General features: G+C 67.0%; 18 protein-coding genes and 1 pseudogene. 11 read left to right on the forward strand and 8 right to left on the reverse strand.

Annotation, left to right across the window (positions count from 1 at the left end):
- Positions 1-49: 49 nt before the first annotated feature.
- Positions 50-1,438, forward strand: coding sequence for a class II 3-deoxy-7-phosphoheptulonate synthase (locus CDN38_RS24955; RefSeq protein WP_075511951.1), 1,389 nt, complete (start codon positions 50-52; stop codon positions 1,436-1,438).
- Between the two features lie 94 nt (positions 1,439-1,532).
- Here the strand turns inward: CDN38_RS24955 and CDN38_RS24960 are convergent, their stop codons facing one another.
- Positions 1,533-2,774: a protein kinase domain-containing protein gene (locus tag CDN38_RS24960; protein ID WP_075511968.1), complete on the reverse strand. Its 1,242-nt coding sequence runs from the start codon at positions 2,772-2,774 to the stop codon at positions 1,533-1,535.
- 116 nt (positions 2,775-2,890) lie between these two features.
- Here CDN38_RS24960 and CDN38_RS24965 point away from each other — a divergent pair, with 116 nt between their 5' ends.
- Complete coding sequence (locus tag CDN38_RS24965; RefSeq protein WP_075511950.1) at positions 2,891-3,295, forward strand: Rv2175c family DNA-binding protein; 405 nt, start codon at positions 2,891-2,893, stop codon at positions 3,293-3,295.
- 5 nt (positions 3,296-3,300) lie between these two features.
- On the opposite strand, the gene CDN38_RS24970 is transcribed toward CDN38_RS24965, so the two are convergent.
- Positions 3,301-4,842, reverse strand: a complete 1,542-nt coding sequence (locus tag CDN38_RS24970; protein WP_099319247.1) for an alpha-(1->6)-mannopyranosyltransferase A — start codon at positions 4,840-4,842, stop codon at positions 3,301-3,303.
- A 4-nt stretch (positions 4,843-4,846) separates the two neighbouring features.
- Positions 4,847-5,905, reverse strand: a complete 1,059-nt coding sequence (gene idsA2 / locus CDN38_RS24975) for a bifunctional (2E,6E)-farnesyl/geranyl diphosphate synthase (protein ID WP_075511948.1) — start codon at positions 5,903-5,905, stop codon at positions 4,847-4,849.
- Between the two features lie 271 nt (positions 5,906-6,176).
- Here idsA2 and CDN38_RS24980 point away from each other — a divergent pair, with 271 nt between their 5' ends.
- Positions 6,177-7,073, forward strand: a complete 897-nt coding sequence (locus CDN38_RS24980; RefSeq protein ID WP_075511947.1) for a mycobacterial-type methylenetetrahydrofolate reductase — start codon at positions 6,177-6,179, stop codon at positions 7,071-7,073.
- A 37-nt stretch (positions 7,074-7,110) separates the two neighbouring features.
- On the opposite strand, the gene lppM is transcribed toward CDN38_RS24980, so the two are convergent.
- Complete coding sequence (lppM, locus tag CDN38_RS24985) at positions 7,111-7,797, reverse strand: lipoprotein LppM (protein ID WP_099319248.1); 687 nt, start codon at positions 7,795-7,797, stop codon at positions 7,111-7,113.
- Between the two features lie 98 nt (positions 7,798-7,895).
- Positions 7,896-8,537: a GNAT family N-acetyltransferase gene (locus tag CDN38_RS24990; RefSeq protein ID WP_075511966.1), complete on the reverse strand. Its 642-nt coding sequence runs from the start codon at positions 8,535-8,537 to the stop codon at positions 7,896-7,898.
- 285 nt (positions 8,538-8,822) lie between these two features.
- Here CDN38_RS24990 and CDN38_RS24995 point away from each other — a divergent pair, with 285 nt between their 5' ends.
- The 5 genes from CDN38_RS24995 (at position 8,823) to CDN38_RS25015 (ending at position 14,527) form a co-directional block, all read left to right on the forward strand.
- On the forward strand, positions 8,823-9,227 hold the full coding sequence (locus tag CDN38_RS24995) for an SCO2097 family morphological protein (protein WP_075511946.1): 405 nt from the start codon (positions 8,823-8,825) through the stop codon (positions 9,225-9,227).
- A gap of 381 nt (positions 9,228-9,608) precedes the next feature.
- A complete protein-coding gene (gene mraZ, locus CDN38_RS25000) occupies positions 9,609-10,040 on the forward strand; it encodes a division/cell wall cluster transcriptional repressor MraZ (protein ID WP_075511945.1) in 432 nt (143 codons plus the stop codon).
- Between the two features lies 1 nt (position 10,041).
- Positions 10,042-11,220, forward strand: coding sequence for a 16S rRNA (cytosine(1402)-N(4))-methyltransferase RsmH (gene rsmH, locus CDN38_RS25005; protein ID WP_099319249.1), 1,179 nt, complete (start codon positions 10,042-10,044; stop codon positions 11,218-11,220).
- Positions 11,217-12,473: a cell division protein FtsL gene (ftsL, locus tag CDN38_RS25010; RefSeq protein WP_075511943.1), complete on the forward strand. Its 1,257-nt coding sequence runs from the start codon at positions 11,217-11,219 to the stop codon at positions 12,471-12,473. The genes rsmH and ftsL overlap by 4 nt, the downstream gene beginning before the upstream one ends.
- Positions 12,470-14,527: a peptidoglycan D,D-transpeptidase FtsI family protein gene (locus CDN38_RS25015; protein WP_099319250.1), complete on the forward strand. Its 2,058-nt coding sequence runs from the start codon at positions 12,470-12,472 to the stop codon at positions 14,525-14,527. The genes ftsL and CDN38_RS25015 overlap by 4 nt, the downstream gene beginning before the upstream one ends.
- On the opposite strand, the gene CDN38_RS25020 is transcribed toward CDN38_RS25015, so the two are convergent.
- The 3 genes from CDN38_RS25020 to CDN38_RS25030 form a co-directional block, all read right to left on the reverse strand.
- Complete coding sequence (locus CDN38_RS25020; protein ID WP_142361328.1) at positions 14,486-15,901, reverse strand: MFS transporter; 1,416 nt, start codon at positions 15,899-15,901, stop codon at positions 14,486-14,488. The genes CDN38_RS25015 and CDN38_RS25020 overlap by 42 nt on opposite strands.
- Before the next feature lie 85 nt (positions 15,902-15,986).
- Entirely contained in the window at positions 15,987-17,177 is a 1,191-nt protein-coding gene (locus CDN38_RS25025) for a cytochrome P450 (protein WP_075511940.1), read from the reverse strand.
- Positions 17,174-18,025 carry a cyclodityrosine synthase gene (locus tag CDN38_RS25030; protein WP_075511939.1) on the reverse strand — a complete coding sequence of 284 codons (852 nt, stop codon included), beginning with the start codon at positions 18,023-18,025 and terminating at the stop codon, positions 17,174-17,176. The genes CDN38_RS25025 and CDN38_RS25030 overlap by 4 nt, the downstream gene beginning before the upstream one ends.
- Before the next feature lie 574 nt (positions 18,026-18,599).
- Here CDN38_RS25030 and CDN38_RS25035 point away from each other — a divergent pair.
- From CDN38_RS25035 to CDN38_RS32010, 3 genes and pseudogenes are all read left to right on the forward strand, one after another.
- Positions 18,600-21,857, forward strand: coding sequence for a helix-turn-helix transcriptional regulator (locus tag CDN38_RS25035; RefSeq protein ID WP_099319475.1), 3,258 nt, complete (start codon positions 18,600-18,602; stop codon positions 21,855-21,857).
- Between the two features lie 118 nt (positions 21,858-21,975).
- A pseudogene (locus CDN38_RS25040) lies at positions 21,976-22,770 on the forward strand (peptidoglycan D,D-transpeptidase FtsI family protein); the annotation flags it as partial.
- Positions 22,771-22,854: 84 nt separating this feature from the next.
- The gene (locus tag CDN38_RS32010; RefSeq protein ID WP_099319251.1) at positions 22,855-23,952 is read left to right on the forward strand and encodes a PE family protein; all 1,098 of its coding nucleotides are present in this window, start codon (positions 22,855-22,857) and stop codon (positions 23,950-23,952) included.
- Positions 23,953-24,082 lie beyond the last annotated feature (130 nt).

Genomic DNA, 24,082 nt, shown 5'->3' on the forward strand with positions numbered 1-24,082 from the left:
CGACGTTCGCCCTGATCAGCGCAAGCCTCAACCCGGTTACCATGTACCGATGAACTGGACCGTCGATATTCCGATCGACCAGCTGCCGCCGTTGCCGCCGCTGCCTGCCGGCTTGCGCACCCGGCTGGACGCCGCGCTGGCCAAGCCCGCGGCCCAGCAGCCCAGCTGGCCCGCGGACCAGGCGTTGGCGATGCGCACGGTGCTCGAAAGCGTTCCGCCGGTGACGGTGCCATCTGAGATCGTCCGCCTGCAGGAACAGTTGGCACAGGTCGCCAAGGGTGAGGCATTCCTCTTGCAAGGCGGTGACTGCGCGGAGACGTTCGTCGACAACACCGAACCCCACATCCGCGGCAACATCCGCGCGCTGCTGCAGATGGCCGTGGTACTGACCTACGGCGCCAGCATGCCGGTGGTGAAGGTGGCCCGCATCGCCGGTCAGTACGCCAAACCGCGGTCGGCCGATATCGATGCGCTGGGCTTGAAGTCTTATCGCGGCGACATGATCAACGGCTTCGCCCCGGACGCGGCGGTGCGCGAGCACGACCCGTCGCGGCTGGTGCGCGCCTACGCCAACGCCAGTGCGGCGATGAACCTGGTGCGAGCATTGACGTCGTCGGGCCTGGCGTCGCTGCACCTGGTCCACGACTGGAACCGGGAATTCGTCCGGACCTCGCCGGCCGGCGCTCGCTATGAGGCGCTGGCCACCGAAATCGATCGGGGACTGCGATTCATGAGCGCCTGCGGGGTGGCCGACCGCAATCTGCAGACCGCCGAGATCTATGCCAGCCATGAGGCATTGGTGCTCGACTACGAGCGGGCCATGCTGCGGCTGTCCGAAGGGGAGGATGGCGAACCGCAACTGTATGACCTGTCGGCGCACACCGTGTGGATCGGCGAGCGGACCCGGCAACTCGACGGCGCGCACATCGCGTTCGCCGAGGTGATCGCCAACCCGATCGGGGTCAAGATCGGCCCGACGATGACACCCGAGCTGGCGGTGGAGTACGTCGAGCGGCTCGATCCGCACAACAAGCCGGGCCGGTTGACGCTGGTCAGCAGGCTGGGCAACAACAAGGTCCGTGACCTGCTGCCGCGGATCATCGAGAAGGTGCAGGCCACCGGTCACCAGGTGATCTGGCAGTGTGACCCGATGCACGGCAACACCCATGAGTCCTCCACGGGGTACAAGACCAGGCACTTCGATCGCATCGTCGACGAAGTGCAGGGCTTTTTCGAGGTGCATCGCGCCCTGGGCACCCACCCCGGCGGCATCCACGTCGAGATCACCGGTGAAGACGTCACCGAGTGTCTGGGTGGCGCACAAGATATTTCGGACAGCGATCTGGCCGGACGGTACGAGACCGCGTGTGATCCGCGGCTCAACACCCAGCAATCGCTGGAACTGGCCTTTCTAGTGGCCGAGATGCTGCGCGACTAAGTTGGTGAGCAGACGCAAAATCCGGTGAAACACAGGGGTTTTCGAGGATTGTGCGTCTGCTCGCAAGCGGGAGGTGGGGCCAGCTCGCGGCCCGTTACAGCAGTCCGCTCAGATTGCTGCCGATCGTCCACGCCGCGGTCGCGACCAGCCCGGTGATCGCCAGCACGACCGCCACCCAGATCAGCACCATGCGGCGGGCATACTGGCGTGCCCAGACGAATTCGTCCATCGAGATGCCGGCGAATTGCCCTGACACCGGCTGGTATTCGTATTCTTCCGATTCGGCATCCGGGCGGGCCGCCGATACCGGCTCGGCCCAGCGCCCCGGTTCTCGGGTCAGTTCGCGAGTCGGGTGGCGAACCGGTGGCCGCGGCTGCTGGGCGATCCGGCTGCGATGCAGCACGGCCGACCGGTGCTGGGCCGAGTTGTGCGGCGCGGGCACCCGAAAGTCCGGAAGTGCCAGTTCCTCGGCGATCGACTCGAGATCGGCGCTCATCTCGATGGCGTCGGCGTACCTTTCGGCAGGGTCACGGGCGGTCGCGCAGGCCACAAATTCGTCGAATTGCGTTGGCACACCATCGATTACAGAGCTAGGTGGTGGCACGTCGCGGTCCAGCCGCTGGTAGGCGATCGACAGTGCTGAATCGCCGCTGAACGGCGTGTGGCCGGTCAGCAACTCGTAGGTGAGAATTCCGACCGAGTAGACATCGCTGCGGGGGCCGGCCTGGCCGTCGCGCACCTGCTCGGGAGACAAATACGCCGCGGTGCCCAAAATGACGCTGGCCGAAGTGATTCCAGCGGCCGCGACGGCCCGGACCAATCCGAAATCGGCGATCTTGACCTCGCCGTCATCGGAGATCAACACGTTTTCGGGCTTGACGTCGCGGTGCACCAGGCCGGCCCGATGCGCGGCGGCCAGCCCGCCCAACAGCGGGCGCAGTACGGCCACCACGGCATGCGGGGGCATCGGTCCGCGTTCGGCCAGCAGTTCGCGCAGCGTGCCGCCTTCGACGAGTTCCATCACCAGAAACGGGTGCCGGGCATCCAGCCCTTGGTCGTAGACCGCAACCAGGCCGGGGTTCTTCAACCGGGCGACCGTGCGGGCCTCGAGGTGGAAGCGGGTGAGAAATTGTTCGTCGCCCGCATACCGGGAGTCCATCACCTTGAGGGCGACGGGGCGGTCCAGCCGCACGTCGAGACCGCGGTAGACCGTCGAGGTCCCGCCGCTGGCGATCTTGGCCTGGACCAGGTAGCGGCCGTCTAGCAGCGCGCTGTCCAACGGATCCGAAGTGCCGGCTTCGGCTCGGTGACGATGTGGGCCGGCACGGCCCGAGATGGGGGTCCCTCCCGCTTGCGGGGGAGAGCCGGGCACTTCAGCTTCAGCCACGGGGCCATCGTAGGTGGCGGCGCGAATCGGATGAGACAACGTGCACCAAGCTCTACACTTGCGCCGTGGGCAGCATTCCGGCCGGCGATGATGTTCTGGATCCCAACGAGCCAACCTACGACCTGCCCCGGGTCGCCGAACTTCTCGGTGTGCCGATCAGCAAGGTGCACCAGCAGCTGCGCGAAGGTCACCTGGTCGCGGTGCGGCGTGCCGGCGGCGTAGTGGTGCCGCAAGTGTTCTTCACCAAATCCGGCCAGGTGGTCAAGAGCCTGCCGGGACTGTTGACGATCCTGCACGACGGCGGCTACCGCGATACCGAGATCGTGCGCTGGCTGTTCACCCCCGACCCGTCGCTGACCATTACCCGCGACGGCTCACGCGATGTCGTGAGCAACGCTCGCCCGGTCGATGCGCTCCACGCCCACCAGGCGCGCGAAGTCGTGCGTCGCGCCCAGGCTATGGCGTATTGAGGTCCTTATCGAGCGGGTTCCGGTGCGTCCCTTGGGGCAGCCGGCTCCGGCACCCGGTACAGCGAATACCAGGCCAGCAGTGCGAACGCGGTCGCCAGCCCGACGTGCAGCCAGGAATACATGCCGTGTGATCCGTCGGGTTTGAAGATCACCATGACCCAGGTCGAGAACCCCGCGATAGCCGCGACAGCCGGCCGTGACTGGGCCAGTGGGGCCACTATCGCCAGCGGCCAGGAGTAGTACCACGGCAGGGCGGCGGGGACGAACAACACCACGATCAGCATCGACCACGCGATGCCGGCCAGCACCGCCCGGTCATCGCGGCGGAACCGCCACCACAGCAGCGGCAGCGACACCGCGATGATCAGAATCCCGATGAACCTGGTGATACGCAGCAAGGTGTAGAAGTCGATGCTGAAGAAGTTCCTGCCCAGAGCGTGGATCAGGTTCGCCGCTCCCGTCGGCAGCGTCAACCAGTTGATGATCTTCACCGAGCCCGCCAGCGCCGTGAGCCACCCCAGTCCGACGCCGGCCACCGCGGACAGCACCGCGAACACCGCCACGAATATCAGCAGCGACGCTGCGGCGGCAGCCAGGAACGCCTGAACCGGCCGGTACCCCCGGTCATCGCGCAGATGTCGCATCCAGACCCAGAACAGGAACGGCAGCGCCAGCCCGGCGGTGGCTTTGACCGCGATCGCCACCGTGATCAGCGTCATGCCCGCGACATGGCGACGCTGCATGGTGAGCGCGATGCCGGCGGCCATCAGGCCGACCATCAGCATCTCGTTGTGCACTCCACCCATCAGATGGATGAGCACCAGTGGGTTGAGCACGCAGGTCCACAGCGCGGTGGCGCCGTCGGCGCCGAGATGCCGTGCCAGGCGCGGGGCCGCCCAAATCAACAGCGCCAGCCCGGGCAGCATGCACAAGCGCAACAGCATGGTCCCCGCGACCACGTTGTTGCCGACGATGATCGTGACGAATTTGGCCACCAGAATGAACGCCGGACCGTAGGGGGCGGTGGTGATCGTCCAGATCGGGCTCACGTCGTCCAGCAACGCATTCGGGTTGGCGACCGGCCCCACCGCGTAGGGATCCAGGCCGTCGCGCAGCAGTGCGCCCTGGGCCAGGTAGGAGTAGGTGTCGCGGCTGAAGACGGGCACCGACAGCAGCAGCGGCGCCAGCCAGAATGCGGTGGTGGCCCGCATGGTGAACTCGGTCGCTTCGCCGGTGAGGACCCGTCGGCCCAGCCGCAGCCACGCGATCACCATCAGGCCCACGCCCAACCACAACACGATCGACGACAGCACCAGCCCGTGGCCGAAGCGCAGCCACGACATGTGAATCGTCTCCAGCAGCGGGTCGTGCTGGCGGGTGCTGCCGGCTCCCAACCCTCCCGCGGTGATCAACACAGCCCCCAGGAAACCCAGCCAGGCGGGTTTGGCCTGCGGAGTGCCGGCGAATTCGCGAAATCGTGAAATACGTTGGCTCACTGACAGTTTCGTCGCCGAGCCAGCTTCCTGCGGGGGCGTTGCACTGGTCATCGGTTCAGGCCGACCGGTCCGTGGCGGTCCGGGCCAACTGCGACAATCCGGCCTTGGCTCGTGCGTTGATGGGTGCGGACGCGAGTGTCGCCAGCGCCCGTTGGGTGAGCTCGGTGATCCGATTCTCGGCCGCTGCCAAAGCGCCGACCCCCGCGATGACCTCACGCAGCTCGCGCACCTGCACGTCGGTCAGCTCGGTGCCGATCGAGCTACGCAACAGACTGGCCGCCCGCGGGTCCGACTTCTCCGCAAGCTCGGCTGCTTCGGCTATCAGCACCGTGCGTTTTCCCGACCTCAGGTCGTCGCCGGACGGCTTGCCGGTCACCGCAGGGTCTCCGAACACCCCGAGCACGTCGTCGCGCAGCTGAAACGCCACCCCGAGGTACGTTCCGAACTGATTAAACGCGGCAGCGACGTCGGGTCTGTCGGCAGCTGCGGCCACCCCCAGTTGCAGCGGCCGCGACACCGTGTAGCAGGCGGTTTTGTAAGTGGCAACCGTCATCGCCGAGGCGATCGAGTTCGCGGCACTGGCCTCGGCGACGATGTCGAGGTATTGCCCGCCCAGCACCTCGGTGCGGATGCCGGACCATACCCGCCGCACCCGGCGCGCAGCGTCGGGCGGCAGGCTGGACTGGCCCACCTCGGAGACGATGTCGTCGGCCCAGGCCTGTGCCACGTCGCCGAGCAGTATCGCCGCCGAGATGCCGAACTGGTGCGCCGGGCCGAGCCAGTTGCGCTCCCGGTGCAGCGCGGCGAAATGCACATGGGCCGTCGGCCGGCCGCGACGGGTCGAGGAGGCGTCAATCACGTCGTCGTGTATCAATGCCCAGGCGTGCAACAGTTCCAGGGCGGAAAACAACCGCAATATCTCGGGACCGGGCTCCTCGGTTGCCACGGCGTGCCAGCCCCAATATGCGAAGACCGGCCGTAGCCGTTTGCCCCCGCGTAGCGCAAAGTCTTCCAGCCAGGCCGTCAAGGCGTCGTAGTCGCTGCCGATATACGCCGCCTCGCGACGACGGTCGTGCAGATACCGTCGTAGTTGGTCGGTGATGGCGCCGCCCAAGTCGGTTGTCGATGCTTCGACGCTCAGCGCGGCGCCCCTTTCTGCTCGGCACGTCCCTGGCCCGACAGTGTATTCCGCCCCGGCGCCATGGGCGGGTATTGCCTCCTTCGGGCGGCCGGATGCCTTCGAGCTGGGCGCCGTCGCTTCGACTGACTCGCTAAGCCACCCCTATGCTGTCGTGATGGCCCCGTGATGAGGCCGGTGGGGGTGTGCGCGGCGTGGCGCCGTGTGAGCAGTAGTCATCTGAGGAATCTGAGAAAGAGGGTGCCGTGTGACGCTCAATACCATCGCACTCGAGCTGGTTCCTCCGAACGTGGACGGGGGCCGCGAGCGGGCACTGGAAGACGCGGACAAATTGCTGCGGTACTCGGCCGAGTCGGGCCTCGACTGTCGAATCCGGCACGTGATGATCCCGGGGATGATCGCCGAGGATGACGATCGGCCGGTCCCGATGCAGCCCAAGCTCGACGTCCTGGACTTCTGGTCGATCATCAGACCGGAGTTGCCGTCGATCAGCGGCCTGTGCACGCAGGTCACCGCCTTCATGGACGAGTCTTCGCTGCGCGGGAGGCTCGCCGAACTGTGCGCCGCCGGGATGCAGGGTGTCGTGTTCGTCGGGGTGCCGCGCACGATGAACGACGGCGAAGGCTCCGGCGTCGCACCGACCGACGCGTTGTCGATCTACCGCGAGCTGGTGGCCAACCGAGGTGTGATCGTGATTCCCACCCGAGGCGGCGAGCAGGGTCGGCTCAATTTCAAATGCAATCAGGGCGCGACCTATGGCATGACCCAGTTGTTGTATTCCGACGCGATCGTGGGGTTCCTGACCGAGTTCGCCGCGGCCACCGACCACCGACCCGAGATCCTGCTGTCGTTCGGGTTCGTCCCCAAGGTCGAGGCTCGGGTCGGCTTGATCAACTGGTTGATCCAGGACCCCGGCAACCCGGCCGTGGCCGCGGAGCAGGAGTTCGTCCAGAAGCTGGCCGGCAGCGAACCCGCCCAGAAGCGCCGGTTGATGGTCGACCTCTACCAACGCGTGCTAGACGGTGTCGTGGACCTCGGCTTTCCGCTGAGCATCCATTTCGAGGCGACGTACGGCCTTTCCGCGCCGGCTTTCGAGACCTTCGCCGAGATGCTGGATTACTGGGCGCCCGACAAGCAGGGCTGACCGGGACCAACCGGGCCTGGCGAGCGACCCGATCCGGTTATTTCGGCGGCTGGTCGCCCGCGGCCGTAAGCCGGGGGGAGCGGTCCCGGCTGATCCAGGCCAGCAGTGCCACCACGCCCGCGGCCAGCAACGACCCGATGCCCAGCCAGATGCCGGCCGCGGTGAATGACCGGGTGTTGGGATCGGTATAGCGGGCCTGAGCGTTCATGGTGCTCACCACGCCTGGTTTGAGCTTCCACTGCACCACTTCGGGCTCGATGCGGTCACCGTTGGTAGAGGTCACGGTGCCGGGAAAGGCGACGGTCAGCTCGACGTCGGCGTCGGCGTCGGTGAGTGACGTCAGATCTACCCGGCCCTCCAGAATCACCAGGTTGCCGTTGCGCCGCAGCGACAGGTTCACCCCGGCCGCGTCGGAGTTCATGTTGGCCAGCTGCGGCAACTCGGCGAAGGTCAAATCGGAAAACACCGCCTGCGATCCCACGTAGCCGTCGCTGTCGTAGTTGGAGACAGCCACTTTCTGGCTGAATCCCAGGTTGTTGCTGTCGAGTTGAGGGCCGGCGTCTTTGTTGTTCTTCGGTTTTGCCGCGGCGATGATCTCTCCGGAAACCAGGTCGTCGGGTGAGATGGTGATCGACGCTCGGACGCGCAGGCACCCGGTCGCCAGGGGCACCAGCATCAACAGCATCGCGATGGCCAGCATGCGGCGCCGCCGGGTCCCGGTCACGTGAGATTTGCGGGCTGAGAGCGAGGGAGAGCTGGCGCGCACCACGTCATCGTGCCAGACCCGGTGTGCCGCTTGGGCAAGCCGTCCGGGAGTCGGGCCTACAGCGGCAGCGCGCGGCCCAGCACCGCGAACGCGCGGGGGTCGCCGGCGAAGTAGTAGCCGCGGATGATGTCGGTGAAGCCCAGCCGCCGGTACAACCGCCACGCCCGGTTGGCCTCGCCATTGGTCTCCGGGGTGGACAGCAGGACGTGGTCCTCCTGCCGACCGGCGAGGAGCCGGCGGACCAGTGCCTCGCCGAGGCCATGGCCCTGGGCGCGCGGCTGGATATGCAATTCCGTCAACTCGAAATAGCTACTCATCACCCGGGAGATCGCCTGCGGCGGAAAACCACTGCGCTGCAGCCCGAGGACCACCTGCTGCTGCCACCACTGCCCGGGGGCGCCGGGGTAGCCGTAGGCGATGCCGACCATCGGTGCGTTGCTCAAATCGCCAGCCGGCGACGCCCCGCTGTCAGGGTCGGCTCCCACCACGATGCCGGACGGATCGGCCCCGCCTGGGTCCGCTACTTCGACGGCGGCGACGGCCTTCCAGCCTCGCCGGCGGATATGCTCCAGCCACATGGCGGCGCGCTGGTTTTCGGTGCCTCTGGGGTAGCGCATCGCGTCGACATAGACGGTCAGGGCCTCCCTGAGGCGCCGCTCCATCTCGCTCGGGGCCAGATCGATGAGGAATATCGCCAACTGCCCTCCCATGGTGATCCGGTGCGGTGCCGTGCCTGCCTTAGCACCAGTATCGGACCACTGCCGTCGCGGTTGGCCGAGCGGTCGACATGCGCACCGATAACCGGTTGCACCGCATGGGGTGTCGGGCGCATTCGTGCGCCGGGGTGCGGCCGGGATAGAATCGCCGGCGAATCAGTGGTACGGCTGGGATTGACCTCGTATCATCTGAGTTAGTTGCCCCCACAACGGGCATCCGCGTTGCTACCGGTAGTTACGTGACAGTCTGTCGGCAAGGAGGGACGAATGCCACTCTCCGATCATGAGCAGCGGATGCTTGAGCAGATCGAGAGCGCGCTCTACGCCGAAGACCCTAAATTCGCCTCGAGTGTCCGTGGTGGGGGCTTCCGCGCACCCACGGCACGGCGGCGCTTGCAGGGTGGGGCGTTGTTCGTCATCGGCCTGGCCATGCTGGTTTCCGGGGTGGCTTTCAAGGCCACGATGATTGGAAGCTTCCCGATCCTCAGTGTCTTCGGTTTTGTCGTGATGTTCGGCGGCGTGGTGTATGCCATCACCGCGCCGCGGTTGCCGGGGCGGCTGGATCACTCTCGGCCGGCGTCCGGGGGGTCGCGCCAGCGACGTGGTAAAGGGGCCGGAGGCTCATTCACCAGCCGGATGGAGGATCGGTTCCGGCGTCGCTTCGACGAGTAGGCGAACGAACGTAGACCTTACGGGGCAGCCACTGGCTGCCCCGTTTTTTCGTGCGCACCCGATGTCCCGCGCCGGAGCCGTCGTTCGCAGGTCACGTCGGGGAAGCCACACCGAAACCCAGTCGTGAGCTTGACCCTTGACCGTGCCCCACCGCGCCCCACTTTGTAACCCCTTTTCCCGTCATTGCCCTCTGAAATGCGGTTTTAGCATGACCCGTGAGCTGGACGCCGGGGTGCGGGGAGATCTAAAGGTGATCTGGCGCCGCAGCTTCTTGGGGAAATGCCGCAGCGACACCCCATCAATGGGGCAAAGTGGGGGATTGTGGGGTATGGTGGCTGAAGTGTTTGGGTGAGCGAGCGGCTCTAGGTGGGAGGTGGCCTAGTGTTTCTCGGCACCTACACGCCCAAACTCGACGACAAGGGGCGGCTGACGCTGCCGGCAAAGTTTCGCGACGCGTTGGCAGGGGGGTTGATGGTCACCAAGAGCCAGGATCACAGCCTCGCCGTCTACCCGAGAGCAGAGTTCGAGCAGCTGGCGCGTCGGGCGAGCAAGGCGCCGCGAAGCAACCCCGAAGCACGGGCATTCCTGCGTAACCTCGCCGCCGGCACCGACGAGCAGCACCCCGACAGCCAGGGCCGGATCACGTTGTCGGCCGACCATCGCCGCTACGCGGGTCTTTCCAAGGACTGCGTGGTGATCGGCGCGGTCGACTACCTCGAGATCTGGGACGCTCAGGCTTGGGACGACTACCAGCAACTCCATGAAGAGAACTTCTCCGCGGCCAGCGATGAAGCACTCGGCGACATCTTCTGAGGTGCGTGTCCGTGCACCGTGGTCTCTGCCCGAACCGACCCTGGCGTACTTCCCCGACGCCAGGTTCGCGACTTCGGACAGGGACCTCGGTGCAGGGACGCCACCGTGGCCAGGCTGGTGGACAGGCCGGTATTGCCCCACCCGGGGAGGTGTCACGGTGGCTGATGGCCCAAGGGATTTCGGTCATGTGCCGGTGCTGGCGTGGCGCTGTGTCGAGCTGCTCGCTCCGGCGCTGACCCGGCACCATCCAGACGGCTCGGGGGCGATTCTGGTCGATGCGACCCTCGGTGCGGGCGGGCACGCGGAACGGTTTCTACGCGAATTTCCGGGGCTGCGGCTGATCGGGCTGGATCGCGACCCGAGCGCCCTGGACATTGCCCGGGATCGGTTGGCGCCCTTCGCCGAACGGATCACATTGATCCGCATCCGCTACGACGGCCTTGCGCCGGCGTTGGCCGAGTTAGGTTATGGCGCAGTCGAATCGGTCGACGGGGTGCTGTTCGATCTGGGCGTCTCTTCCATGCAACTCGACCGTGCCGAGCGCGGCTTCGCCTATGCCAAGGAAGCTCCGCTGGACATGCGGATGGATCCGGACACACCGCTGACCGCGGCCGACATCGTCAACACCTACGACGAGGCCGCGCTGGCCGATATCCTGCAGCGCTACGGTGAGGAGCGGTTTGCCCGCCGCATCGCCGGGCGTATCGTCCGGCAGCGCGCCCACACGCCGTTCACGTCGACCTCCGAGCTGGTTGCCGTTGTCTACCAGGCGATTCCGGCTGCGGCCCGGCGCACCGGCGGGCATCCGGCCAAACGCACCTTCCAGGCTCTGCGTATCGCGGTCAACGAAGAGCTGGACTCGCTGCGCGGCGCCCTTCCCGCTGCGATGGCCGCACTCCGCGTCGACGGACGCATTCTGGTGATGGCCTACCAGTCGCTGGAGGACCGGATCGTCAAGCGGGTGTTCGCCGACGCGGTCGCCTCCAGAACACCGATCGGGCTTCCGGTCGAGCTTCCCGGCCACGGACCGCGGTTCCGGTCGCTGACCCACGGCGCCGAACGCGCGGATGCGGCCGAAATGGAACGCAACCCACGCAGCGCCGCGGTGCGGCTGCGCGCGTTGCAGCGCATTGACCATGAGGCGGAACCGCAGCACGCGACCGGGAAGGGCGATTCATGAGTACGAAGCGCGAAGCTCGGGTGCCGGGGAACCGCCGCGGTAGCGATCGTCGCGGCGGAGGCGATTCTCCCGCTGCCACCAACCGGCACACGGCGGCCGACTCGGCGTCGCGTCGCTCCCGGGCGGGCAAGGCCACGGCGCCGCGCCGCGAGGCGCGGATGCCGAAATCAGGACCGCAGACCAGTCCGATGCCCCGGCCAGTCGACCGTCCGGCCCGGCCCAAGAACACCAGTCAGGCCAAAGCTCGGGCCAAGGCCCGAAAAGCAAAGGCGCCCAAGGTAGTACGACCCAAATTGAGCGAGCGGTTGGCCGTCCGGCTGGCATCGATCGACCTGCGCCCGCGCACCTTGCTGAGCAAGGTCCCGTTTGTGGTCTTGGTGATCGGGTCGCTCGGCGTCGGGCTGGCGCTCACTTTGTGGCTGTCCACCGATGCCGCCGAGCGTTCGTATCAGCTGAGTCACGCTCGGGAGCGGACTCGAATATTGCAGCAGCAAAAGGAGGCGCTGGAGCGCGATGTTCGTGAGGCCGGGTCTGCGCCGGCACTGGCAGAGGCGGCCCGCAAGCAGGGCATGATTCCGACCAGGGACACCGCTCACTTGGTTCAGGCGCCCGACGGCAATTGGGTGGTGGTGGGAACCCCCAAGCCTGCTGACGGTGTTCCGCCGCCCCCGCTGAACACGAAGCTGCCGGAAGAAGGTCCGCCGCCGCCTCCGAAACCGCCGGTGGTCCCCCCGGAGGTTCCGGTCCGGGTCCTGCCGGGCCCTGGTGACCCGGCACCGCCTGCCCGGTCCGGTCCGCAGTTGCTGCCCCGCACGCCCGACGGCGCATCGACGCTGGGCGCCGACAGCAACCACCTGCCGGGCCAACTGCCGGGGGTGCCGGGCCAGCTGCCGGGAGTGCCGGGACAGGTTGCGGTACCGGGCCAGCTGCCGGGAGTGCCGGGCCAGCTGCCGGGAGTGCCAGGACAGGAGCTTCAGCCGCCAGCACCCGCCGGCTCGGCGCCCGCCGCGCCGGTGCAGCTGCCCGGTCAAGGGCCGGCCCTCGTACCGGCCCCGGTGCCAGCCGAGGTGCCGATGCCGCTGCAATCGGGCACGGCGCCGCCGGTGCTCGGCGTACCCCCGGCTCCGGCAGCACCCGCGCCACCGGTCACCGTGCATGCACCGCAGCCGATTCCACTACCGGCGCCGTCCAACGGCGAACAGTTCGCCCCGGTGACCCCCACGGGTCCGGCAGCGCCAGGCGGGCCGCGATGAGCCTCGGCGCCCGCAGTCGCCCGGCACCATCGGCGGGTGGTCCGCGCAAACGGCGGCAATCCCGGGACGCGCGGCAGCCGAAGCGGTCCCAGAAGCGAAGTGACCCCCGGGTCAACGAGGCCCCGGCGCCCAAGCGGCTCCGGAAAGCCAAGGAAGCCGACAAAACCCGCGTCGCGGTGCGCGACGAAACAGCCCCGCCCGGCCGGCCGGCGGGGCAACGGCGGACCCGTCAGGCAGTGGAAGTGGCGACCCGCGGTGCGTCGTTTGTCTTCCGGCATCGGGCCGGCAACGCGGTGATTTTCGCGTTGATGATGGTCGCCGCGACACAGCTGTTCTACCTGCAGGTGTCCGATGCCGCGGACCTGCGCGCCCAGGCCGCCGGCCAGCTCAAGGTCACCGACGTCGAACCGGCGGTTCGCGGCGCCATCGTCGACCGGCACAACGACCGGCTCGCGTTCACCATCCAGGCGCGTGCGTTGACCTTTCAGCCCAAGAGGGTCCGCCAGCAGCTGGAGGAGGCCAAGAAGAAGTCCCCCGCTGCCCCGGATCCGCAGCAGCGGCTCAAGGACATCGCCAGGGAGATCGCGGGCAAGCTGAACAACAAGCCCGATGCCGCAACCGTGCTGAAGAAGCTGCAGAGCAATGATGCGTTCGTGTATCTGGCGCGTGCGGTCGATCCCGCTATCGCCAGCGCCATCTCCGAGAGGTATCCCGAGGTGGGCTCCGAGCGGCAGGATCTGCGCCAGTACCCCGGCGGATCGCTGGCCGCCAACATCGTCGGCGGGATCGATTGGGATGGCCACGGTCTGCTGGGTCTGGAGGACTCCATGGATGCCGTGCTGGCCGGAACCGACGGCTCGGTCACCTACGACCGCGGATCGGACGGCGTGGTCATCCCCGGCAGCTACCGCAACCGGCACAAGGCGGTTCACGGTTCCACCGTCCAACTCACGCTCGACAACGACATCCAGTTCTACGTGCAGCAGCAGGTGCAGCAGGCCAGGAACCTGTCCGGGGCCCACAACGTCTCAGCCGTGGTACTGGATGCCATGACCGGCGAAGTGCTCGCCATGGCCAACGACAACACCTTCGACCCGTCCCAGGACATCGGGCGCCAGGGCGACAAGCAGTTGGGCAACCCGGCCGTGTCGTCACCCTTCGAACCGGGATCGGTGAACAAGGTGATCACCGCGTCGTCGGTCATCGAGTACGGGCTGTCCAACCCCGCCGAGGTGCTGCAGGTGCCGGGCACGATCGAGATGGGCGGGGTCAGCGTGCACGACGCCTGGGAGCACGGCGTGATGCCCTACACCACGACCGGCGTGTTCGGTAAGTCGTCGAACGTCGGCACGCTGATGCTGGCGCAGCGGGTGGGGCCGGAGCGCTTCTACGAGATGGTCCGCAAATTCGGGCTGGGTCAGCGCACCGGTGTCGGGCTGCCCGGTGAGAGCGCCGGGCTGGTGCCGCCGATCGACCAGTGGTCGGGCAGCACCTTCTCGAATCTGCCTATCGGCCAAGGTCTTTCGATGACTCTGTTGCAGATGGCCGGCATGTATCAGGCCATCGCCAACGATGGGGTGCGGATACCGCCGCGGATCATCAAGGCGACCATCGCAGCCGACGGCACCCGCACCGAGGAACCGCGTCCCGACGGCGTCCGGGTGGTGTCGGCGCAGACGGCCCAGACCGTGCGGCAGATGTTGCGCGCCGTCGTACAGCACGACCCGATGGGGTACCAGCAGGGCACCGGCCCGGCGGCGGCGGTACCCGGTTACCAGATGGCCGGCAAGACCGGGACCGCGCAGCAGATCAACCCTGCCTGCGGCTGCTACTTCGACAACGTCTACTGGATCACGTTCGCCGGGATGGCCACTGTCGACAATCCCCGTTACGTGATCGGGCTGATGATGGACAACCCGGAGCGCAACGCCGACGGTAGCCCGGGCCACTCGGCGGCCCCGTTGTTCCACAACATCGCCGGCTGGCTGATGCAACGCGAAAACGTGCCGCTATCACCCGACCCGGGTCCGCCGCTTATCTTGCAGGCGGTTTAGCGTTAGCGTCAGCGGCGGCCCATGCCGGCTTGCATCCGGTGAGCCAATCCGAAGGCCAATGACCGCTGGCATTGCAAGGCAAAGCAAGGTGCTTGCCGCGACGGCGAAGCCCAAGTGGTAGCCGGCCAAAGTCAAGCCGCCACCGCCGGCTGGTGCAATGCCTTGGGCGATCCCTGCCAGGACCGTGGGTCCGATTGCGCCACCGGCCTGCAGCGCTGTGACCGTGATGGCCGATGCCATGCCGTGGGCGCCAGTCGGCACGTCCTGCAGACCGACTGCCGTGAGGGCCGGAAATGCCAGGCCCTGCCCGATTCCGGTGACGAGCAGGCCGGCGAGGATAGCGCCCGCGTAGGGGCTGTTTGCCCCGACGGTGCACCACAGGAATACGCCCGCAGATGTGAGCGGAAGGCCCAAGATCAGTGACAGGCGCGGCCCGCGGGTTTTCATTAACCGGCCGGACAGCAGCGCCGCGGTGGTCACGGCCAGGCTGACCGGCAGAATCGCCAGACCCGATGCGGTGGGCGACATGCCATGCACTTGTTGCATGTACAGCGGCAGTAAGAACAACGAGCCGGTGCCACAAAAGAAGAAAATGCTGGCCACCACAGCCGCTCGGCGGACCGAATGCATGCGCAGCAGCGTTCGATCCAGCAACAGCACCTCATTGTTGCGTATCCTGCTACGCCGCCACCACAACGAGCTCGTGGCCGCAGCGCCTATGAGCATGGCGGCGGCCAGCAGGAGGCCGTCGTGTCGGGATGCCACATCTGCCGCCAGGATGATTAAGGTGATCGCCGTCACCAGCGCGCCGGCCCCGGCCAGGTCTAGGGGTTGACAGCGTCGCGGCATGCCAGCAGGCAGCCACCGGACGGCCGCCGCGGCCGTGAACGCGGCCACCAAGACGTGTAGAGCAAACACCCAGCGCCAACCGAGGGTGCTGGTGATCACTCCGCCGAGCACGAGGCCGGCCGCGAAGCAGCCTGCCTGTGCTGCGGAGAACACGCCCAAAGCGCGTGAGCGCATCGGATCGCGGTGATAAACCGACGTCAGCAGTGCCGTGGTCGCGGGCATGGTTATCGCCGCGCCCACGCCCTGCAACACCCGCCCCGCTACGACGAGCCAAAACGTGGGCGCCACGATCGCCAGCACACCACCGAGACCGACCATCGCCAAGCCCCAGACCAGCACCCGCCGGCGGCGTAGCCGATCGGTCATCGCACCACCGCACAACACCAGACCGGCGAACGCGAGCGCATACCCGGTGATCGCCCATGACAGGTCTTGCGTCGACGTGGCGAACTCCGTGCCCATCGACGGCAAAGCGCTGTTGAGCATCGACACCCCGCTGGCATCTAGCCCAGCCGCCGCGCTCAACACGACCAGAGGAAGTGTCTTCGCATCACAAAGCGGGTCCGGCGGGCACGAAGTCGGCGTGAGCTTCACCGTCGGCGACGCAGGCCTACCACAGCACCGGTAGGCGTTCGGGGATGCGTCGTGCGAATCGGGTGCGCCAGACCAATTGTTCGATCGGCACGGCCAGGTCGAAGGTCGGCATCTTTTGCAGCAGTGTTTCGATGGCGATCTGGGCGTGGCGGCGGCCGAGGGCTGAGCCGGGACAGGTGTGTTGGCCGCGGCCGAACGCCAGGTGTGCGGTGGGGTTGGGCCGGTCGAGTTCGATGTTCTGCGGGTTGGCGAACCGCTCTGGGTCGAAGTTGGCCCCCTCGAGTAGCACCAGCACCAGCTCGCCCTTCCGCACCAGCACGTCGCCGACCTGAATGTCGGCGGTGGCCAGGCGTGGTAACCCGTCGGCGAAGGAGAGATTGATCCGCAGCAGTTCCTCCACGCCGGCCGGGATCAGTTCGGGCCTTTCGATCAGCAAGGTCCGCAGGTGCGGGTGGTGCATCAGCGATATCAGGGCCGCGGTGAGGAAGCAGCCGGTGGAGATGACACCGGCACCGAAGAAGGTGACGCCGACCGTGGCGAACAGCTCGTCGGAGACATGCGAGTAGCTGGGATCTTTTCGGAGCCTAGACAGTTCGCCCATGAGTCCGGTCGTGACGCTTGGGTTGTCCAAAAGACCCGCCATGTATTCGATGTCGCGATCCCAGTTGATCTTCGCGGCGGGGATCGGATCGGCCGAGCTCATGAAAGCGAAACTTAGGCTGCGCAACAGCTTGGGCCCGTCTTGTTGCGGGATACCCAGTACCCTGCAATGCAGCGCCACCGCGAGCGGGTCGGCGAAGTCATTGCGCAGATCGGCTGGCGCGCCCTCGGCAATCAGCTTGTCCAGCAGCGAGTTCGCCGTGTCGCGGAGGAATTGCTCCAACCCGGGGGCCTTCGGTGTGATCGCCCTCATCACCGCCTTGCGCAAACCCGCGTCGGTGATGTTCCCCATGTTGTTGACCACTTCGGTTGGAACCGTCAGCGCGTTCAGGCGGGGAGCGCCGGGAGCGGCGGTTGCCGGCAACGAGAAGCGCCGATCCTCCAGCACTTGCGTGCACAGTGCGTACGAGGAGACAAGCCAGGCTTCATCGCCGGTGATGGTGCGCACCTTGCGGATGGACGCACGGGAGCGTAATTCCGCGACTTCGTCCGCAATCCGGTCCCCACGGGCAGAGAATGGGATATCGAGCAGAGCGTTCGCGGTCATTCGGCGGCGCTCCTGCCGGGGGTAACAATGGCGTGGCCCTGATTGCGCGACGCCCGCAGTCCCGATCCTCGGGCGTAGAGCATCTCGGCCAACGGCAGCGATTGGTGGTAGCAGTTCAACGACGACGGCACTCCGAGAATTGCGGGTGTGTCGAGGAACAATGGGGCCTCGGCGCAGATGTAGTCCATGCACACCCGCTCCTGAGCGGCCGTCGGCTCCTGCTGCGGAGCCACCTTCGTGGACAGGAAACGCCGCACCAGGTCTTGGCACACAACGCGGAACTCCTCGTCGGCGTCCAGGCGCGCGATCATGTCCGCATGCAGCTGCCGGTATGCCTTGTTGGACTGGAATTCCGACATCGGACGGGCGCACAGTCGGTTTCCGGTCGGATCGAGCTCGTTGACCGTGGCGGTGATCTTGGCGCGGACTCCGCGGATGTTCTTGACCGCTTTGCGCCGGGCTTCGATTGGGGAATCGCCTAGCGCTTCGAAACTCTCGGCGACCTGGACGTCTGTGTAGACAAAGTCCACACGATCAAAATTCGCGAGCCCCCAGAGGGCGAGATCGCGTATGCGCTGACGAGAGAAGTAACTGTTCCCTGGAGATACCCCGATGACAGCGTGGTCCCCCTCGGAGTGGATGACCTGACATTGTTGGGTGAAGGGCTGCACCACAAACCCCTCCTGGGCGACGGCGTCCGGAATGCGCCGGCCCAGCCGAAACCGGGGACCAGACCCACGCGTCGCGCCGCTTCGTTCTCCTTCGGACACGGGGCCGGCTAACCGGGGGATCTGCGAGTCGCCCGCCGCCGAGATCAGGGCTTCCGGTTCGGCAGTCACGCAAGTCATTGTTGTTCTCCTGAGGCATAGGGAGTTGGGTCGATAGTCGAGTTGGAGCCGCAACCACGGTGACGCGGCGATATGACGATGTCTTTGGCCCGTTCAGCCACCGCTTGGGATGGATCTTGGCCATGCCCCCGTTTTTGCTGCACCTTTGCACAACGTGACCCATCGACGGGTTTTACTGTGAGGCATACCTTTTCCACACAAGCGTTGGGTTCAACTGTGCGAATTGGAGCGGCAAAACCCATCGGTGATGGCGCGTATCTGTGTGCGGCAGGGGTCGTAGGTTAATCGCCGGGGGCATCGCGGTTATACGCGGTTGCGCTGACGCCCGCGGCGCTGAGCTGCTGCGGGCCGGGCGCAGCCGCTGCAGATCAGCCCGGAGCCCGGAGCCCGGAGCCGACCCATATCCCGGCCTCCTTCAGCGGCGCGTCAGGCAAGACCACCATTGCGTACCTGGTGGGGGACGGTCTACCGGCAGGCGCGCGGGTCGTAGGACTGATCGACACGGATCGGCATCCGGCGCCACGGTCGCCGGATGCTGGTTAGCATGAGTGCGACTGAGTGGAGCGATGTGGGCGTGAGGGACTTGCTGCCACAGGGCACGGTGACATTGCTGTCAGCCGCGGTCGAGGGTTCGACGCGGTTGTGGGAGGCCCATCCCGAACATATGGATGCTGCGGTGGCGCGCCTCGCCAAAGCCGTGTCCGATGTGGTCACCCTCCATGACGGAGTGCGGCTGGTCGAGCCGGGCGTGGGTGACAGCTTTGTCGTCGTGTTCACCCGCGCTTCTGATGCGGTGGCCGCCGCGTTGGACTTGCAGCGAGCGCCGCTTGCCCCGATTCGGTTGCGCATCGGCGTGCACGCGGGGGAGGTGCGGATGCGCGACGACGGGAATTACGCCGGTCCGACCATCAATCGGGCCGCACGACTGCGCGATCTGGCGCATGGGGGCCAGACCGTGTTGTCCGGTGCTGTCGAGCGCCTTGTCATCGATCAGCTCCCCGATGGAGCGTGGCTCACGGAGCTTGGCACGTACCCGCTGCGTGATTTGCCGCGCCCGGAGCTCGTGGTACAGCTATGCCATCCCGACCTGCGAGTCGAGTTCCCACCGCTGCGGGTCGCCGACAACGTTGTCGTCCACGGTATTCCAGTACACCTGACGAAGTTCGTGGGGCGCGGCGCGCAGATCAGCGAGGTGCACCAGCTGCTGGCCGAAAACCGGGTGGTGACTCTTATCGGTCCCGGCGGAGTGGGCAAGACACGGCTGGCCGCGCAGGTCGCGGCCCAGGTCGCAGGCGAGTTTGCTGGCGCGTGGTTCGTGGATCTGGCGCCGATCAGCGACCCGGATCTGGTACCGAGCGCGGTGGCGCGCATGCTCGGTCTGCACGACCAGCCCGGTCACTCCACTTTGGACACCGTGCTGCGATTCCTCGGCGCTCGTCGCGCCTTGGTGGTGCTGGATAACTGTGAGCATCTAATCGATGCGGTCGCGGCCTGCGTGGTGGCCCTGGTGGAAGCGTGTCCCGACGCGACGTTGCTAGCCACCAGTCGTGAGCCGATCCGTGTTGCGGGTGAGGTCAGCTACCAGGTGCCGCCGCTGTCACTGAGCGACGAAGCTATCCAGATGTTTAGTTTCCGGGCCCGGCGGGTTCGTCCTGGATTCCGCCTTACCGACGACAACCGCGGCGTGGTCACCGAGATCTGCCGCCGCCTGGATTGCTTGCCGCTGGCGATCGAGCTGGCGGCGGCGCGGGTGCGGGCAATGTCGCTGGCCGAGATCGTCGATGGTTTGGGCAGCCGATTCCAGCTGTTGACCGGGGGTGCGCGCACCGCGGCGCTCCGCCAGCAGACACTGTGGGCATCGGTGGATTGGTCGTACGCTCTGTTGACCGAACCCGAACGGGTCTTGTTCCGCCGGCTGGCGGTGTTTGCGGGCTGCTTTTTCCTCGATGATGTGCGCGCAATCGCAGGCGGGGATGATATGCCGCGCCATCAGGTGCTCGACGAGCTCACGCTGCTTGTCGAGAAGTCGCTGGTGCTGGCCCACGACCGCGGCGATCGAAGCAGCTACCAGCTATTGGAGACGATGCACCAGTATGCGCTGGAAAAGCTTGAGCAGGCCGGCGAAACTGAGGCCCTGCGGGCGCGTCACCTCGACCACTACGCGGCGCTAGCTGCCCGGCTCGACCACCCCGGCCGCACGGATTATGCGCAGTGCCTCCACCAGGCCGAAGCCCAAATCGACAACCTCCGCGCCGCCTTCGAGTGGAGCCGTGAAAATTCCGATATTGAACTCGCCTTGGCGCTGGCTTGCTCCCTGCTACCCGTATGGATGACGCGCGGTCGCATTCAGGAAGGGCGGGCGTGGTTTGACAGCATTCTCGGCAGCGAGGCAGCGCACGATCTCGAGGTGGCGGCCGGGGTGCGCGCGCGGGCGCTCGCCGACAAGGGCCTACTCGACATCTTTGTCGACGCCTCGGCGGGCATGGATCAGGCTCAACAGGCATTGGCTATTGCTCGCGAGGTCGGCGACCCGGCTCTGCTGTCCCGGGCGCTCACGGCCTGCGGTCTGGTCGCTGTAGCTGTAGCCCGCGCCGAGGTCGCCGCGCCGTACTTCGCCGAGGCGATCGAACTCGCCCGCGCCGTAGACGATCGGTGGAGACTGGCCCAGATCCTTACCTTCCAGGCGATCGATGCGGTTGTGGCGGGTTACCCGATCGCAGCGCGCACGGCGGCCGAAGAGGGATGCGAGCTGGCGAATGCAATTGGTGACCAGTCCGACGCGCTCTGGTGCCGCTGGTGCCTCGGTTACGCCCACCTGATGCGCGGTGATCTCGTCGAAGCCGCTGCACAATTCGGCGAAGTGGTGGACGAGGCCGAGGCGGCTCAGGAAGTGCTGCACAAGGGGAATGGCCTGCAGGGCCTTGCCTTCGCCCTCGCATTCCGGGGTGAGGTGGGCGCGGCTCGCGCGGCCGCCGACGCGGCTCTGGAGGCCGCCGAACAGGGAGAGTACTTCGCCGGGATGGGCTACTCGGCGTTGGCCACGGCTGCCCTGGCCGCAGGCGACATTGAAACGGCGAAGGATGCGGGTGACGCGGCTTGGCAGAATTTGAGTTCGGCCCTGCCCCAGTCGGCGGTGCCACAGCGGGTATTCAATGCCCAGGCTGCGCTGTCGAGCGGCGATCTCATCGCAGCCCGCGACTGGTGCGACGATGCCGTGCAGGCACTGACCGGCCGCCACCTAGTTTTGGCGCTAGCTACGCGCGCTCGGATCTCGATCGCTGACGGCAAGCGAGAAGAGGCTGAACGCGATGCGAACGACGCGCTCGCCTGCGCGGCCGACAGTGGGGCCTATGTGGATGTCCCAGATGTGCTCGAGTGCCTCGCTGTCTTGGCCACCGACGCCGGCAATCACCAGGGAGCTGCGAGACATTTCGGCGCGGCAGAGGCTATCCGACAGCGTATCGGCGTGGTTCGTTTCGTGATTCACCAGGCGGGATACGAGGCGTCGGTGGCGGCCCTGCGAGATGCGATGGGTGCGGCCGACTTCGGCGCCGCCTGGGACGAGGGTGCGGCGTTGTCGACCGAGGAGGCGATCGCTTATGCGCGGCGTGGCCATGGCTGGCGCAAACGGCCGGCCACTGGTTGGGAGTCTCTCACTCCGACCGAGATCGACGTCGTACGACTGGTCAGCGAGGGGCTGTCCAACAAGGACATCGCGACGCGGCTTTTCGTCTCGCACCGGACCGTGCAAACCCATCTGACCCACGTGTACACCAAGTTGGGCTTCACCTCCCGCGTGCAACTCGCTCAAGCGGCAGCCAACCGGGCCTGAGCCCGCCGCCTCTCAACGACGAACCGGGGCCGACCACCCGGCGCTCCGATACCCGCCTGACGCGCTGAGTGCCGGACTGCTGTACGGCAACGGCGGGGCCGGTGGGATCGGCGGGGGAGGCGGCGTTGCCGGTCGCGGCGACGCCTGGGAGCACGGCGTGATGCCCTACACCACGACCGGCGTGTTCGGTAAGTCGTCGAATGTCGGCACGCTGATGCTGGCGCAGCGGGTGGGGCCGGAGCGCTTCTACGAGATGGTGCGCAAATACGGGCTGGGTCAGCGCACCGCTGTGGGGCTGCCCGGTGAGAGCGCCGGCCTGGTACCGCCGATCGACCAGTGGTCGGGCAGTACCTTCTCGAATCTGCCTATCGGCCAAGGTCTTTCGATGACTCTGTTGCAGATGGCCGGCATGTATCAGGCCATCGCCAACGACGGGGTGCGGATACCTCCCCGGATCATCAAGGCGACCATCGCAGCCGACGGCACCCGCACCGAGGAACCGCGTCCCGACGGCGTTCGGGTGGTGTCGGCGCAGACGGCCCAGACCGTGCGCCAGATGCTGCGCGCCGTCGTACAAAACGATCCGATGGGCTACCAGCAGGGCACCGGGCCTGCCGCCGCGGTACCCGGTTACCAGATGGCCGGCAAAACCGGGACCGCGCAGCAGATCAACCCCGCCTGCGGCTGCTACTTCGACAACGTCTACTGGATCACGTTCGCCGGGATGGCTACTGTCGACAATCCCCGTTACGTGATCGGGCTGATGATGGACAATCCGGAGCGCAACGCCGACGGTAGCCCGGGCCACTCGGCGGCCCCGCTGTTCCACAACATCGCCGGTTGGCTGATGCAACGCGAAAACGTGCCGCTATCACCCGACCCGGGTCCGCCGCTTATCTTGCAGGCCACCTGAGGCCATCCGCGTACGGCCAAAGCGCCCGACGGAGCGCACGGATCGCGATACGATCCGTTTGCTGACCCCGTGGGGAGGTACCCGATGTCGTTGGTCGTCACGACCCCTTCGCAGCTGGCGGCCGCGGCAACGGAGTTGACCGGCATCGGGTCCACCATCACCGCGGCGAGTGCGGCTGCGGCGGCGCCCACGACGAATGTGCTGGCCGCGGCCGCCGACGAGATCTCCACCGGCATTGCCGTGGTGTTCGGTTCGTATGCCGGCAGTTTTCAGGCCCTCAGCGCGCGGGCGGCCGTCTTTCACGACCAGTTCGTGCTCGCCCTGAACGCGGCTGCCAGCTTTTATGCCGGTGCCGAGGCGACGGGCGCGGCAGCGCTGCAGTCGCCGATTGCGGGCCTGTTGGATGTGGTCAACGCTCCCACCTTGGCTTTGTTGGGGCGGCCGTTGATCGGCGATGGGGCCAACGGCGCATCGGGGCGAGACGGCGGGGCCGGCGGTTTGCTCTTCGGCAACGGGGGCAACGGCGGCCCAGGGAACGGCAGCCATCCCGCCGGCGGCAACGGCGGTGCTGCCGGGCTGATCGGCAACGGCGGAGCCGGCGGCGCGGGCGCCAACACCGGTGCCGGCGGCCGGGGCGGCGACGGCGGGTGGCTTTTCGGCAGTGGCGGGTCAGGCGGCGCGGGCGGGGCGGGTACCTCGAACGGGCTGGCCGGTGTCGGCGGTAATGGCGGCAACGCCTGGCTGTGGGGAATTGGCGGTGCCGGTGGCAACGGTGGCAGTGCCGGTCTTGGCGTCCCCACCGCGGGCGCGGCCGGGGGTAGCGGCGGGCATGGGGGCTTCCTGAGCGGCAACGGCGGCGCCGGGGGCGACGGCGGATCGAGCGGACGGTCGTTCACCGCGGGTGCCACCGGAGGCGCCGGGGGCATCGGCGGTGCGGCCGGCTGGTTGTTCGGCACCGGCGGTGCCGGCGGTGACGGTGGTAGCGGCGGCGACGGCGGAAACGGCACCGTCGCCGGTGGGCAGGGCGGGGCCGGTGCCGCCGGCGGCCGCGGAGGGTTCTTGTGGGGCAGCGGCGGGATGCCCTGGAAAACCTCAGTCGCACAACACTATTGGCCGCCTAGACGCCAAATCGAGCCCAAGTACGTCAAACTTGACTCAAAATTCCGGCTGTGCCGGATCTAGCGAAGCTAGCGAAGCTAGCGCCGCCGGCTGATCCCGGGTGCGGCACTGCGGCCGCACTTGACTGGTATCACCGGAGATCGACGTGAGCCGGGCGGCGGCCGTCCAGCGCAGGCGCGGTTGCACATGGTGA

It is taken from the genome of Mycobacterium ostraviense (genome assembly GCF_002705925.1).
Classification (GTDB): Bacteria; Actinomycetota; Actinomycetes; order Mycobacteriales; family Mycobacteriaceae; genus Mycobacterium; species Mycobacterium ostraviense.